The following is a 12993-nucleotide window of genomic DNA, read 5'->3' on the forward strand; positions in this document are numbered from 1 at the left end:
ATCTGGACCGGTTCAAGCCGGTCAACGATACCTTTGGTCATCTGGCCGGCGACGCCGTGCTGTGGGCCGTGGCCAGCGCATTGCGCCATGGTGTGCGCGACTCGGATGTGGTGGCGCGCCTGGGCGGTGACGAATTCGCGGTGATCCTGTCCGGGTGCAGCCCGCGGCGAGYGGCGCGCATCGGCGGCGAGTTGCTGCATACCCTGGCCAACCTGTCCATTCCGTGGGACCAGCACCAGCTGCGGATCGGCGCCAGCATCGGCATCGCACCGCTTGCCGCCGGCATGAGCGTGGACCAGGCCGTCGCCGCCGCCGATGCCCAGTGCTACCGGGCCAAGGCGATGGGGCGCAACAATGTGCAGGTGCAGGGCGAAACCGGCGAACTGCCCGGTAGCTCGCCGGCGGACGGCGGCGACCTCAGCGACGGCTGATCTCAGCCTGTGAGAGGGGCGCGGCGAATACTGCGCCAACGCCCCACCTTGGCAGGAAAACAACATGACGTCCTGGAACCTGAGTGCAGTCCGTGCTTATGCGCCGGCCGTTGTCGGCTGGTCCCTGGCTCTCTCCGGCTGGCTCCGGCTGGAGCAGCTGCGCAACGACCAGCAGGCCCGGATGCTGGTCCCCGTGGTGCAGTGGGGCGTGGCGCTGATGCTGCTGGTCACCCTGGGCTGCATCGTCGCTGCCAGCGTGATGATCTGGCGCGCCGGGCGTCGCGATGCGCAGCAACGTGGGTAGCGGATCTGCTGCGTTGATCAGGTGCGGGCCTCAGCGCAGCACCTCTTCGGCATCCACCAGCTGCACGTCGTGCATCATGTTGAGGTAGGCCTCGTAGTAGCCTTTGTGCGAGGCGCCAACGATGGCCAGCAGGCGCGTTCCCGGGCGCTGGCCCAGCACTTCGCGGATGTTGGCGACCATGCGCAGGTTGCGGGTTTCCCAGTAGCCCACGTAGTTGCGGCCAAAGCCCTGGGGTGAGGGTTCGACCAGCGCAGCACCGAAATCGGCCTGGTAGGCCTGCAGGCCGACGCCGGGGCGGTTGTAGGCGCGATACAGGTCCAGCACGCCATCGACCTTGCCGATGTTGGCATACAGCGGCTCGTCGGCGTCCCGCCGTGCGTTTGCGTGCGGATTGTCCCAGGCCGACATGATCGCTTCGCGTGCTGCTTTCTGGTCCTTGGGCGGGGTTGCCGAATCGGCGGTGTGATCGTCCACTGCCCACAGGCGCTCCAGTCCCAGCCGGGCAGCGAGGACTGCGGCCACCAGGTTGGTTTCATTGCGACGGGTCAGGCTCTTGTCGAGAATCTCGACCAGCGCAGCATCCAGCCCGTCGCCGGCGACGCGCTCCTGCACAGGCAGGCGCAGCCATTGCACCTGCGCCGATCCGCGCTCGCCAGCGGCCAGGAACACCGCGGCCAAGTGCCGACGCTGCGCGGCTGTCGGGCTTGCCGGCCATGCCGACAGCAGGCGTCCCATTTCGGCGTTCGCGCTGGGCACGTCGAAGCCGGTGGCGACGCGGGCCGCGTCGGTGTCGAAGCAGTAGGTTTCGACGCTTTCGGCATAGCGGCTGGGATTGCGACGCATGAAGTCGCACTGCAGGCCGGACAGGTTTTCGGTGGCAATCGCCTCCGGGCGCCAACGTGCCAAGCGCTGCAACAACGGCTCCAGCATGGCCGGCTCGAAGGTCTTTGGCAGTTCCGACAGATGTGCTGTCCCAAGCACCAGTACTTCGTTGTGGCGACCGGCGGGTGGCCCCTTCAGCTGGTCGGGATGGAAGCTGGGGCGGAAGCCCGCGTCGCTGGCCAATGCGCCGGCACTGCACAGGCTGAGGAAGATGATGGCGTTCAAGCGTCGAAGCATGCTGCCTCCCAGGAAAAATCCATTCAGTGGGCGCATGCTGCCGGCAGCGCGCAGGCAAGGGATGTCCCGATGGTCATTGCAACCTTCTGTGTGCCTGCCGCATCCCCTTTCCGTCGGCGCTGGTCCAGAATGGTGGCTGGAAGACTTCCGGAAGCGCGTCATGGATGAAATCGCCACCATCGCAGCTGCAGGTGCCGTGCTGGGTGCACTGGCCGGCTGGATCGGGCCGGGGAGGTGGCGGTGGCAGCTGTTGCGGCTGGCACCGTTGCTGCTGGTGCCGTTCGCGCTGTACATCCTCGCTACCCGCAGCTGGATCCTGGGCGGCGGCGGGCCGCTGGCGGGGCCGTCCCTGCTGGTCGTCTGCGGCAGTCTGGGCTACCTGCCGGCGGTGCTGGCAACGATACTGCTGCGCTGGGTTCTGCGGCGCGCTGCCGACCAGGGGCTGGCCCCCTAAAGTTGCTGGCCGTCGCGCCGTTACCTTCTCTGGAGCCCGCTGCAGGCTCCCGCCGCCGGACCCGAGGCTGCCTCCGATGGGCGGCCCGTGCCGTGTGCTCCGCCGCTGTTTGATGACGATCGCAGCTGCCGTACTGTTCCTGCCAGTCGCTCGAGTGACGCCTTCCGGCGTCTGCAGTCCCAGGCAATCGAAGTTGCCGCCGGGCATCCCGCCCGGCGGGTCGCAACCGCTACCCGGACACCGAGGATCAGACGATGCTTATTTCAGGCTCCATGGAAGGTGCTCAGGCGCCGGTCGAAGTGCTCACCCGTTGGTCTCCCCTGCGCGCGCTGCAGGGAGTGTTGGGCAGGCAGCGCCGCGCCACGGAGGTGGCCGAGCAGCATCGGCGGCACGTCGAGCTTGAGGCCCAGGTGGCCGCATTGCACCGGGTGCAGGCGGTCATCGAGTTCGCCCTCGACGGCACCATCCTGCAGGCCAATGACAACTTCCTGCAGGCAGTGGGATATCGCCTGGATGAGATCCAGGGCAGGCATCATTCCCTGTTCGTCGATCCCGAGGACGCGCGCAGCACCGGATACCGCGACTTCTGGGCGCGGCTGGGCCGCGGTGAGTTCGATGCAGGTCAGTACCGGCGCTTCGGCAAGGGCGGGCGCGAAATCTGGATCCAGGCCTCCTACAACCCGGTGCTTGACCAGCACGGTCGGCCGTACAAGGTGGTCAAGTTCGCCACCGACATCACCGCGCAGAAGCAGCAGGCAGCCGAATCGGCGGGGCAGCTGGCCGCCATCGACAAATCGCAGGCGGTCATCGAGTTCAGCATGGATGGCCGCATCCTGGCGGCCAATGCGAACTTCCTGGCCGCCACCGGCTATACGCTGGAAGAGGTGCGTGGCCAGCATCATTCGCTGTTCGTCGAGCCCGACTACCGGGCCAGTGTCGAGTATCGGCGGTTCTGGGAAAAACTCGGCTCCGGCGAGTACGACGCAGGCCAGTACCGGCGGCTGGGCAAAGGCGGTCGTGAAGTGTGGATCCAGGCGTCGTACAACCCGATCCTCGATGCCGGTGGCCGGCCGTTCAAGGTCGTCAAGTACGCCACCGACATCACCGCACAGGTGCATGAGAGCCAGGCAATGCAGCACGCCGTCGCGCAGACGCGCGAAGTGGTGGCGTCGGCAAAGGAGGGCGACCTGACCCGGAGCATCGGCATGGCCGACAAGACGGGCCCGATCGCCGAGCTATGCGGTGGCGTCAACGCGCTGGTCGAGGCGATGGCGGCCATCATCGGTCAGATCAAGTTCGCCGCAGACACCATTGCGGTCGGTGCGAGCGAGATCGCCGAAGGCAACAACGACCTTTCCCAGCGTACCGAACAGCAGGCTGCCTCTCTGGAAGAAACCGCCGTGTCGATGAAGGGGCTGGCCGAGACCGTGCAGCGCACCGCGATCAACGCGCGCCAGGCCAGCCAACTGGCCGGCGGCGCCGCCGATGTGGCCGCACGGGGTGGCCAGGTGGTGCATGACGTGGTCTCGACGATGGAGGTGATCAATGCTTCCTCGCGTCGCATCGTCGACATCATCGGTGTGATCGATGGCATTGCCTTCCAGACCAACATCCTGGCATTGAACGCGGCGGTGGAAGCGGCGCGTGCCGGTGAGCATGGTCGTGGTTTCGCCGTGGTTGCCACCGAGATCCGCGAGCTCTCGCATCGCTCGGCGGGTGCGGCAAAGGAAATCAAGCAGCTGATCGATGCGTCTGTTGCCAACGTCGGTGCCGGAACGGCGCAGGTCGAGAGCGCCGGCCGGACCATGGACGAGATCGTGGTCGACGTGCGGCGTGTCAGCGACCTGATGACCGAGATCAGTGCGGCTGCGCAACAGCAGAGCGATGACATCCAGCAGATGAACCACGCGGTGGATCTGATCGATCAGGGCACGCAGCAGAATGCAGCGCTGGTGGAAGAGGCCTCAGCGGCCGCGCGCAGCATGGAAGAGCAGTCTTCGCAGCTGCTGCAGACGGTGGCAGGGTTCCGTGTGCACGCGGGGGCAGGGCATGGTCATGGCGTGCATTCCCCGGCGCTGCGGGTGGTGTAGGGCGCCGGCGCGCGCTGGCTTATGAGGCGGCGCGGGCCGCCCCGGCCAACGCAACGGTGGCTTGCTCTGGAACGGCAGTAAACTCCGGGCTCGCCCGTCACTGCTCAGTCACCGTGTCCCTATCGGCAGCGCGTGGTCGACGTTCTCGACGATTTAGCCAGGTACCTTGATGGCTGGGAAGGGCCTACCCAGGCATCGGACTGATTGATGAGTCCGCTCTGGCGGCCAAGGTGTGATCGCACTCGACCAAGCGGGCGTTGCTGACGGCTTGGCGCCCTCCGCATTGGGCACAAGCGAGCAGCGTACCGCCCGGTATGGATTGGAGGTCGGGGCCTGTCGAGTGAGTGACGTGCTGGCAACTGTTACACCGGACGCTGATTGCGATGACGCTTTGGATGTTCCCCTGCTGATCGCGCATCGGGTCGATGTTGAGAACGTAGAAAAGACCTGTGTCTGGCATGGCCGTGTACCGAAGAGTCAATGCATGCTGCAGGGTGGAGCGGGTTGATCTTGTGACGAGAGTGCGGATTCAGCAAGAGTTTTGGAGCTGAAGCGCTATGGATTCTGCCTAAACGGACAGGCTGAGGACGCTGGTCGACCCTTGTGCAATCGCCGCTTGATCAACCAGGACCGGCCAAAGCGCTGGACGCCCGAGCGTCAAACGTTCTTCTGCAGAAAGTCTGCGAATCTGGCCAGGCTGATAGCCTGCCGATTGGGGCACTTGGGGCAACTGAGAATTGCGCCACCGGGGAGATCGATCAGGCCTTCGTTGGGCCGCCCGGTGAACCGGCACGAGCATTCCAGACAACGACACACCACCTGGGTTACCTGCAGCAGACGGCCGCTGTCGTCTTCCTGCCCGAAAACATCGCTGAGGAGGAACAATCCGGTGTCGGCCATGCTCGAATCCTTAACGCCCGTTTTCCATGGAGCCGAAGTCTACAACTTCCTTGATGCCGGAGTTTTGCGTTATACGCCGGCTCGCGATCGCGGCCAAGCCAGGCTTCGCATTAAGCCATTTGGCCCGGTGGCGCATCCAAGGCAGAGCATGGACTCATGCCTTGCCCAACGGAAACTGCCAATGTCCAGGATCTGCCGTATCCGGTTTCTTGCCCTTCTCGCGGTGACTGCCCTTTGTGGGGCTCCTGCCGTCTCCGCGGAGACCATCGCGATCCCGTTCGAGCTGGGCAAGGACCATCGAATATATGCCGAAGGCACGATCAATCATTCGCGCCCCCTCCGTTTCCTGGTGGACACGGGGGCGGACGGTATGGCCGTGTCGGTCGCTACAAGCGAACTGGCTGGTATGAAAATCGACGATCAATCCGAAAACACCGGCGCGGACGGCACGACGTTGGTTGACTACAGTACGAACAACACGGTCGCTCTCGGCGGTGCCAGCAGAATGTTGGGCGCCGCAGTAATCGACTACCAGAATCGGCCCTTCGATGCAGTTCTCGGCTGGAAATTCTTCGAGGGGAGCGTTGTCGAGATCGACTACGACAAGAAGACCCTGTTCGTGCATGGCACTTTGCCCAGCACGGCGGGATACACCAGGATGAACACGCGATGGATCGACAACATTCCCGCTGTCGAAGTGACGTTGCATGCGGAGAACGCATCACTCCAGGCGTGGCTCTCTTTGGATACCGGCAGCAACGGGACCATCGACCTGGGGTATTCCTACAGTTCCCGACACAACCTCCAGGATGTTCTTACGAAGAAGATCGGAACGTCACAGTTCAGTGGGAGCGCAGGCAGGAAGATCCGCGCGGTCGACGTTCGCGTTCCCTCGGCGGATATTCAGGGGATTCGTCTGGACCAGCCCAAGGTGTCTTTCACCATCGACGAAGACGGCTCCAGTGGCGATGGCACGATCGGAAGTGAAGTTCTTCGGAATTTCAACATCCTGCTGGACACCAAGACCGGCGACGTCTATCTGCGTCCCAACGGGAGGGCGGTGCTGCAGCAACTGCGGCGGTGACAGGACGATCGAGAGGGGAAGTGGGGAGGAGAATTGGCCGGAGTCGGCTGATTCACGACTCCATTCCGCCATTCCTTCTGGAAGCCTCGCGTTGCAAGGCTTGTGGTGCCGGTGAAAGGACTCGAACCTTCATGGGGTCGCCCCCGGCTGATTTTGAGTCAGCTGCGTATACCATTCCGCCACACCGGCAGCAGCGGGCTAGTGTACCCGAGCCGGGCGGGCGTTCATAGAGGTGCGGGCGAACAGGGCCGAAATGGCTTCAAATTGTCGGTATCGGCCGACTGCTGGCTATACTGGCAACGCTTAACAGGCACGGAGCGATAGCCTATGTCAGCGTTGCAGGACCTGCGGGTGCTGGTAGTGGAGAACGACGAGATGAGTGCGGCGCTGCTGCAGATGCAGCTGGTGCATTCCGGTGCTCTGGTCGTTGGTCTTGYCGCGTCCGTTGCCGAGGCACTGCGCCTGCTGGAAGAGGCCAACCCTGACGTGGCCCTGCTGGATTACCGGTTGGCCCACAACGAGACCAGTGAACCAGTCGCTGCGGCGCTGGCCGCGCGCGGGGTGCCGTTCGTGCTCGCCACCGGCATGGCCGCCGAACAACTGCCGGTCGCGATGCGATCGGGGGTACTGTTGATCAAGCCCTATCTGTCGGCGGAACTGTCCAAGGCATTGGTCCGCGCAGTGGGACGTTCCAGCGCCAACGCCTGATCCAACCGCTCAGGCGGCTTCTTCGTAGACATAACGGATCTCCTCGCGGTCGTCGAGGATGGCGTACTGCGCCGGCAGGTTGTCCGGGTCCGGGTTGAGCCATGCGTCCAGATGCTCGGCGCGGATCGGCAGTACGCCCCGGTCATGGCCGGCAGCGGCAACATCGATTGACGGTCCATCGGTGATGGTGGCGAACGACAACAGGCGTCCTTCCGGGCCCTCCCATTCCGCCCACAGGCAGGCCAGCAACAAGTCGCGCGGCGGATCAGGGCGGAACTCCAGCACCACGTCCTGTTCCTTCTCGTCGTTGTGCAGGGTGCGGCCGGCAATGGTGTGGCGAGGAACGTGCTCGTAGAAGGCCTGTACCACCACCACGCCGTGGCGCAGTCCGAAGGCCCCGCGCCAATAGCCTTCCAGGCTGTCCCGCCGCGCATTGTAGGTGCCGGGATAGAGGACATCGTTGCGCGCGGGCTTGTCCGGAAGCCGGCATTGATAGCGCATCGGCTTGATCACGCGCCGGCCATTCTCGCTGACCATCACCGGCGCGTAGGTGCCAGGAAAAATACGGTTGTCGCGTGGCAGCAGCTGTTCCCGATGCAGGTCGTCCAGCCGTGCCTGCGCGCGGTCGATGCGGTTGCCGGCAACGCGCAGGTCATTGCGCGCTTTCTGCGTGGGACGGGTGGCCAGGGTTGCATTGGCGATGTCGCGACGCTCAAGCTGCCGCTCCAGCTCAGCCTGCAGCTGTTGCCGCTCCTGTGCATGCCATTGCTGGATCTTCGCCACGATGTCGCGGCCCAGTTCGGTGCGCGCACCGGCAAATCCGTCGTCCATCGCTTTCGGCGTTTTCGGTCGTTTCTTGCCGGGATCATGCGCATAGAGTTCGGCGAACTCCTCCAGGGAGAGGACGGCGCCGAACTCGCGCACCAGCTTGGCGTAGTCGGCGCGGATCAGGGCGGAATAGCACATTGGACTCTGCCGGAAGATGGGTCGCAGCGGCTGCGACATGGATGCGGCAGGATAGCTCGACCTTCCAGGAGACGTTGCATGAATGATCCAGAGACGATCCAGTTCCGTCAGGCGGTGCCGACGGTTGAAGACTACTGCCAGCTGCGTGCGCTGGCCGGGCTCAGTGCAAAGACCCATGAGGCGGCGACGCGGGCATTGCCCAATACCGTTTTCGGTGTCTGTGCCTACCAGGGCAGCGAGCTGGTAGCGATGGGCCGGATCATCGGCGATGGTGGTTGCCACCTGCAGGTCTGCGATATCGCCGTGCTGCCGCGCCTGCAGGGGCAGGGTCTGGGCAAGGCGGTGATGCAGCGTCTGAGCGACTGGATGCAGGGCAACCTGCCGCCGTCGGCGTATGTGAGTCTGTTGGCCGATGGCGAGGCACATCGGCTGTATGCGCAGTTTGGCTTTGAGGCGACCGCGCCAGCCTCGATCGGCATGTATCGCCGGTTCTGAAACGCGGTCACCAGGGAATCGCAGGCAAAGAAAAACCCCGGCCGAAGCCGGGGTTTCAAAGATTGGCGTCCCCACGGGGATTCGAACCCCGGTCGCCACCGTGAAAGGGTGATGTCCTAGGCCTCTAGACGATGGGGACGCACGAAAAACTTCAAGTTGTAGAACTCTCGACGGCCTAATGCCGAAAGTGGTGGAGCCAAGCGGGATCGAACCGCTGACCTCCTGCATGCCATGCAGGCGCTCTCCCAGCTGAGCTATGGCCCCGTGTTACCGAGCCGCCTATCATACCTGCCTGTTCACATTTGTGGAAGCTTTTTTTGAAGCTTTTTCATCGAATCGTTCATTGCCACAAGGGCAGGAGCGTTCCGACGCCACAACCTGAATGCCGGTGGGCGGTGAACAAAAAAGACCCGGTTATCGGCCGGGTCCTCGTTGTTCATGATGAGTGGCGTCCCCACGGGGATTCGAACCCCGGTCGCCACCGTGAAAGGGTGATGTCCTAGGCCTCTAGACGATGGGGACGCAGATCTCATCAATGTTCTTTGCGACCTTTCGACGGCCTAATGCCGAAAGTATGGTGGAGCCAAGCGGGATCGAACCGCTGACCTCCTGCATGCCATGCAGGCGCTCTCCCAGCTGAGCTATGGCCCCACGTCGCTGAGGAGCGAAATAATAGCTGTGCCCCCGGGGGTTGGCAAGCGCTTTGTTGCACTTTTCTACACATGGCGCGCGATGGCGCGGAGGCGATTTCCGCCTGCCAGGCAGCACATGTGTCGACGCAGACGTCAGGCGCTCAGCGGTCTTCCCCGGTCAGCGCGGCCAGGATCGGGCACTGGTCGAGCGCGCCATGTCCGGGGCAGGCATCGACCAGTTGCGAGAGGGCGCCATKCATGCGCTGCAGTTCGGCCATCCGCAGTTCGATGTCCTGCAGTCGAATCCGCGCGGTGTCACGCACGCTGCCCATGTCCTGCGGAGGATGATCGCTGAGGGAAAGCAGTTCACCGATCTCGTCCAGGCTGAAGCCCAGAGTCTTTGCCCGGCGGATGAAGCGCAGGCGTCGCAGATCCTGCTCGCCGAAGATGCGATAGCCACCTGCCGTACGTGCCGCGGTGGGCAGAAGCTGCTGACGTTCGTAGTAGCGGACGGTGTCGATGGGGACGCCGGCCTGGCGTGCCAACTGACCAATGTTCACGGCGGACTCCTCTGGACCTGCCGTGCATAGTCATCCCTGGACTCTGGTCAAGAGTCAAGGCTTTGCCTGCGTCACCCATTCAGCACACTTTGCAACTTTCTTCATAGCCCCCGGGGCAAAGCAGTTCCTACCCTCAACCTGAACCGGCCGCTCGACGGCCTGAACCGGAAGAGGAGGTGGGGAGTGGAGGGAATCAGCAACGAAGGATTCGTCGAGGTTGCGGTGGTTGAATACCCCGGAGGCGACCCGTCGGCTGCATCGGTGCTTGCCGAAATGGCGCACGTCGCCAATCGTCTGGCGCAGCAGCAGCGACGGCCCTGCAAGCGGGTGCTGGTCACCCGCTGGATTGTGCCTGCCAGCAATACCGGCGTGCATCGCATTGCCGGTGCCGAAATGCTGGACGCGGCAATTCCCGCAGTGATCGCCTTGCCGGGCCAGGTCAGTTCCGGTGCGTCGCTGCGCGCCGAGGATGTCCTGCTGGACTGGTTGCGGGCCCACTACGACGGCGGCAGCCTGCTGGCCGCCGCAGGTGACGGGGTCAGTGTGCTGGCACGGGCGGGTCTGTTGACGGGGCGCACGGTGTCAGGCCCTGACCTCAACCGCCATCCGGCGCTGCAGGTGCAGGTCGGCAGCTGGGCACCCAGTGAGCGTGCACTCGTCGATGATGGCGATCTGCTCACCGTGGGCGGGGCCCAGGCCTGGCGCTTCCTCGGTCTGCGCCTGCTGTACCGGCTGCACGGCCAGGGCGTGGCCAGCGCGGTGGCACAGCAGTTGGGGATAGTGGTGCCAGTGGGGATCCAGCAGGATCTCGAGCGATTCAGTGCCAACTTCGCCCATGGTGACCGTGACGTGCTGAAGGCGCAGCGCTGGCTGCATACCACGGCTGCACGTGGGGCGACGCTGGGGGCAATCTGTGAGATCTCCGGCCTGGAACCGCGGACCCTGCAACGCCGTTTCCTGAAGGCGACCGGGCTGCGGCCCATCGAGTACTGCCAGCGACTGCGCGTGGCCAAGGCGCAGACGTTGCTGCAGCAGGGCGCCAGCATCGACGAAGTTGCCTGGGGGGTGGGCTACGCTGATCAGAGCGCATTCCGCCGGCTGTTCCTGCGCATCGTCGGCATGACGCCCGCCAACTATCGTCGCCACGTCAGCAATAAACGCCGCGACCGTCCGCTGACGCCTGCCGTGGCCGGCAGTCTGCGAGGGCTGCGCGCCTCGCCAGGCACGCAGCTGGGGCGCAACGCCGCTTGATGAATGCTGTTGGATGCGTCGTGCTTGCATCGCAGGCACGACGCTTTGACCATGCGGGTCTGTGCAGGCGAGAGCGGGTGAGCTGATGTCGAGTGTTGGGCCGGTGCCGATGCCGGTGGTGTTGATCCTGATCTTCCTGTTGCTGGCGATGGCCATTGCGCGGTTCTGGTCGCGTGCTGAGCCTGGCCAGGCTCGGCCACCTGCAGCCGGGATGGTGCTGGACATGCTGCTGGTTGGCCTGCTGTGTGGCCGGCTGTCCTTTGTTGCCGCGCATTTCAGCCTTTATCGTGAAGCTCCCTGGAGCGTGCTGCAGATTGCCGATGGTGGGTATCACCTGCCCGTTGTGATCGGCGCTGGATTTGCCTGGGCGCTGTGGCGACTGCGCAGGCATCGCGCGTTGAGGGCGCCGGTGCTGGCAGGTGCGCTGGCCGGACTGCTGCTGTGGGGCGGTGCAAGCCAGGGGCTCGCGTACTGGCAGGCAAAGCAGATGCCGCTGCCGACACTGCAGGTAGTCGACCTGCAGGGCAGGGCGATTGACCTGCAGCAGTTTCACGGCAGGCCGCTCGTGCTGAACCTGTGGGCCAGCTGGTGCGGCCCGTGTCGCCGGGAGATGCCGGTACTGGCGACGGCCCAGCAGAAGCATGCCGATATCCAGTTCGTCTTCCTCAACCAGGGCGAGACCCTTGCCGAGGTCCAGACCTTTCTAGCCGCTGAACACATCTCGCTGGGCAACGTCCTGCTGGATGAGTCATCGGCTGCCTCTACCTCGCTGGACGTCCGGGCTTTCCCCTCCACGCTCTTCTTCGACGCGCAGGGGCGGTTGCAGGAACTGCATCTCGGCGAACTGACCCAGGCCGGTCTTGAACACAAACTGCGCCGGCTGCGGTAGCCTGCGCTGGCATCCCACTACGGAGTTTCCATGTTGTCGATTTCCCCGCGCATCGCGCATACGCTGATGCTGCCGGCCATGCTGGCGCTGGCTGCCTGCAGCCAGGCACAGACCCCACCGGGCAAGGGTGCCGCTGCACCGGCAACGGCTTCGGCAACGGCAGCCGCCAGGAAGGGTGAGTTGCCAGCTGTCCTGAAGGGCATCGAGAAGCATGGCTTCGAGGTGGTCTCCGAATTCGACGCGCCGGGCGGCCTGCGCGGCTTTGCCGGCATGGTTGGTGGCCAGCAGCCGGCGGCGGCTTACGTGACCGCCGATGGCAAGCATGTGCTGGTGGGTAGCCTGTTCGACGCCGAGGGCAACGAAGTTGCAGCCGAGACGCTGGAGAAGCTGGTTGCCGCGCCGATGTCGGCCAAGATGTGGAGCAAGCTGGAGGCCAGTGCCTGGGTACGCGATGGCAAGGCCGATGCGCCGCGCGTGGTGTACACCTTCAGTGATGCCAACTGTCCTTACTGCCACAAGTTCTGGGAGGCGGCACGGCCCTGGGTGGACGCAGGAAAGGTGCAGTTGCGCCACATCATGGTCGGCGTGATCCGCGAAGACAGTCCGGCCAAGGCGGCGGCGATCATGGCCGCGCGCGATCCCAGTGCGGCACTGCTGGAGAACGAGCATCAGTTCGATCGCGGTGGCATCAAGCCGCTGCCTAGCATCAGCCGGGACATCGCAGCCAAACTGGATGCCAACCAGGTGCTGATGGTGGAGATGGGCTTCCAGGGCACGCCCGGCATCCTGTTCCAGGATGCGCAGGGCCAGGTGCAGCGACGTGCCGGCCTTCCGCAGGGCAACGATCTGCAGGCGGTACTCGGCCCACGCTGAGGCCCCCGGGCTGCTGAACCGAGTGACAGGCCCACATGGCGACATGTGGGCCTGTTGCTTTCTGCGACAGTCCCGGCGAAGAGGGCTGCGCACGTCACGAACAGATGTCACGTCTGAATCGTGACTGACATCAAGCATTTCGCTTTGATCCCAATCAAGGCCAAAAACGACAGTCGAACTAGCCTTGGCGCATGGAATACAGCGTCACTGCGCTATGGATGCCGCACAGGTCATGCC

General features: G+C 64.3%; 14 protein-coding genes and 5 tRNA genes. 10 read left to right on the plus strand and 9 right to left on the minus strand.

Annotation, left to right across the window (positions count from 1 at the left end):
* Both AC1DJN_RS15655 and AC1DJN_RS15660 read left to right on the plus strand, forming a co-directional pair.
* Positions 1–431: GGDEF domain-containing protein (locus AC1DJN_RS15655; RefSeq protein WP_478039434.1), on the plus strand; the 431-nt coding region annotated here is incomplete at its 5' end.
* 64 nt (positions 432–495) lie between these two features.
* Entirely contained in the window at positions 496–735 is a 240-nt protein-coding gene (locus tag AC1DJN_RS15660; protein ID WP_025879248.1) for a hypothetical protein, read from the plus strand.
* A 30-nt stretch (positions 736–765) separates the two neighbouring features.
* Here the strand turns inward: AC1DJN_RS15660 and AC1DJN_RS15665 are convergent, their stop codons facing one another.
* The gene (locus AC1DJN_RS15665; protein WP_442251194.1) at positions 766–1854 is read right to left on the minus strand and encodes a DUF5694 domain-containing protein; all 1089 of its coding nucleotides are present in this window, start codon (positions 1852–1854) and stop codon (positions 766–768) included.
* 160 nt (positions 1855–2014) lie between these two features.
* On the opposite strand from AC1DJN_RS15665, the gene AC1DJN_RS15670 reads away from it, so the two are divergent.
* Together AC1DJN_RS15670 and AC1DJN_RS15675 are read left to right on the plus strand one after the other, a co-directional pair.
* The gene (locus AC1DJN_RS15670; protein WP_032976180.1) at positions 2015–2308 is read left to right on the plus strand and encodes a hypothetical protein; all 294 of its coding nucleotides are present in this window, start codon (positions 2015–2017) and stop codon (positions 2306–2308) included.
* Between the two features lie 254 nt (positions 2309–2562).
* Entirely contained in the window at positions 2563–4398 is a 1836-nt protein-coding gene (locus AC1DJN_RS15675; RefSeq protein WP_032976178.1) for a methyl-accepting chemotaxis protein, read from the plus strand.
* Positions 4399–5055: 657 nt separating this feature from the next.
* On the opposite strand, the gene AC1DJN_RS15680 is transcribed toward AC1DJN_RS15675, so the two are convergent.
* The gene (locus AC1DJN_RS15680; RefSeq protein WP_032976177.1) at positions 5056–5298 is read right to left on the minus strand and encodes a hypothetical protein; all 243 of its coding nucleotides are present in this window, start codon (positions 5296–5298) and stop codon (positions 5056–5058) included.
* Here AC1DJN_RS15680 and AC1DJN_RS15685 point away from each other — a divergent pair.
* Positions 5297–6382, plus strand: coding sequence for a retropepsin-like aspartic protease (locus tag AC1DJN_RS15685; RefSeq protein ID WP_235189951.1), 1086 nt, complete (start codon positions 5297–5299; stop codon positions 6380–6382). The two genes, AC1DJN_RS15680 and AC1DJN_RS15685, sit on opposite strands and share 2 nt — an antisense overlap.
* Before the next feature lie 103 nt (positions 6383–6485).
* Here AC1DJN_RS15685 and AC1DJN_RS15690 read toward each other — a convergent pair.
* Positions 6486–6571 (minus strand) — tRNA-Leu (locus AC1DJN_RS15690).
* Between the two features lie 138 nt (positions 6572–6709).
* Here AC1DJN_RS15690 and AC1DJN_RS15695 point away from each other — a divergent pair.
* Positions 6710–7090, plus strand: coding sequence for a response regulator (locus AC1DJN_RS15695; protein WP_478039436.1), 381 nt, complete (start codon positions 6710–6712; stop codon positions 7088–7090).
* 9 nt (positions 7091–7099) lie between these two features.
* Here the strand turns inward: AC1DJN_RS15695 and AC1DJN_RS15700 are convergent, their stop codons facing one another.
* Complete coding sequence (locus AC1DJN_RS15700; protein ID WP_032976174.1) at positions 7100–8056, minus strand: SOS response-associated peptidase family protein; 957 nt, start codon at positions 8054–8056, stop codon at positions 7100–7102.
* Positions 8057–8134: 78 nt separating this feature from the next.
* On the opposite strand from AC1DJN_RS15700, the gene AC1DJN_RS15705 reads away from it, so the two are divergent.
* Positions 8135–8551, plus strand: coding sequence for a GNAT family N-acetyltransferase (locus tag AC1DJN_RS15705; protein WP_032976173.1), 417 nt, complete (start codon positions 8135–8137; stop codon positions 8549–8551).
* A gap of 63 nt (positions 8552–8614) precedes the next feature.
* On the opposite strand, the gene AC1DJN_RS15710 is transcribed toward AC1DJN_RS15705, so the two are convergent.
* The 5 genes from AC1DJN_RS15710 to AC1DJN_RS15730 all read right to left on the minus strand — a co-directional run bounded on the left by AC1DJN_RS15710 (position 8615) and on the right by AC1DJN_RS15730 (position 9743).
* Positions 8615–8690, minus strand: a tRNA-Glu gene (locus tag AC1DJN_RS15710).
* Between the two features lie 49 nt (positions 8691–8739).
* Positions 8740–8815: transfer RNA gene (locus AC1DJN_RS15715), tRNA-Ala, on the minus strand.
* 182 nt (positions 8816–8997) lie between these two features.
* A tRNA-Glu gene (locus AC1DJN_RS15720) sits at positions 8998–9073 on the minus strand.
* Positions 9074–9126: 53 nt separating this feature from the next.
* A tRNA-Ala gene (locus AC1DJN_RS15725) sits at positions 9127–9202 on the minus strand.
* A 142-nt stretch (positions 9203–9344) separates the two neighbouring features.
* Positions 9345–9743, minus strand: coding sequence for a heavy metal-responsive transcriptional regulator (locus tag AC1DJN_RS15730; RefSeq protein WP_478039438.1), 399 nt, complete (start codon positions 9741–9743; stop codon positions 9345–9347).
* A gap of 183 nt (positions 9744–9926) precedes the next feature.
* On the opposite strand from AC1DJN_RS15730, the gene AC1DJN_RS15735 reads away from it, so the two are divergent.
* The 3 genes from AC1DJN_RS15735 to dsbG all read left to right on the plus strand — a co-directional run bounded on the left by AC1DJN_RS15735 (position 9927) and on the right by dsbG (position 12756).
* On the plus strand, positions 9927–10994 hold the full coding sequence (locus tag AC1DJN_RS15735) for a GlxA family transcriptional regulator (RefSeq protein WP_032975236.1): 1068 nt from the start codon (positions 9927–9929) through the stop codon (positions 10992–10994).
* An 85-nt stretch (positions 10995–11079) separates the two neighbouring features.
* Positions 11080–11883, plus strand: coding sequence for a TlpA family protein disulfide reductase (locus AC1DJN_RS15740; RefSeq protein ID WP_032975237.1), 804 nt, complete (start codon positions 11080–11082; stop codon positions 11881–11883).
* Between the two features lie 30 nt (positions 11884–11913).
* Positions 11914–12756 (plus strand): thiol:disulfide interchange protein DsbG, encoded by an 843-nt coding sequence (dsbG, locus tag AC1DJN_RS15745; protein WP_032975238.1) that lies wholly within the window; start codon positions 11914–11916, stop codon positions 12754–12756.
* The last annotated feature ends 237 nt before the right edge of the window (positions 12757–12993 follow it).

The sequence above is a fragment of the Stenotrophomonas sp. 05L414_2 genome, assembly GCF_056397905.1.

Coding starts and splice junctions, on each gene's coding strand:
- AC1DJN_RS15660 (WP_025879248.1), top strand. CDS start 496: ATGACGTCCTGGAACCTGAGTGCAGTCCGTGCTTATGCGCCGGCCGTT.
- AC1DJN_RS15665 (WP_442251194.1), bottom strand. CDS start 1,854: ATGCTTCGACGCTTGAACGCCATCATCTTCCTCAGCCTGTGCAGTGCC.
- AC1DJN_RS15670 (WP_032976180.1), top strand. CDS start 2,015: ATGGATGAAATCGCCACCATCGCAGCTGCAGGTGCCGTGCTGGGTGCA.
- AC1DJN_RS15675 (WP_032976178.1), top strand. CDS start 2,563: ATGCTTATTTCAGGCTCCATGGAAGGTGCTCAGGCGCCGGTCGAAGTG.
- AC1DJN_RS15685 (WP_235189951.1), top strand. CDS start 5,297: ATGCTCGAATCCTTAACGCCCGTTTTCCATGGAGCCGAAGTCTACAAC.
- AC1DJN_RS15680 (WP_032976177.1), bottom strand. CDS start 5,298: ATGGCCGACACCGGATTGTTCCTCCTCAGCGATGTTTTCGGGCAGGAA.
- AC1DJN_RS15700 (WP_032976174.1), bottom strand. CDS start 8,056: ATGTGCTATTCCGCCCTGATCCGCGCCGACTACGCCAAGCTGGTGCGC.
- AC1DJN_RS15705 (WP_032976173.1), top strand. CDS start 8,135: ATGAATGATCCAGAGACGATCCAGTTCCGTCAGGCGGTGCCGACGGTT.
- AC1DJN_RS15740 (WP_032975237.1), top strand. CDS start 11,080: ATGTCGAGTGTTGGGCCGGTGCCGATGCCGGTGGTGTTGATCCTGATC.
- dsbG (WP_032975238.1), top strand. CDS start 11,914: ATGTTGTCGATTTCCCCGCGCATCGCGCATACGCTGATGCTGCCGGCC.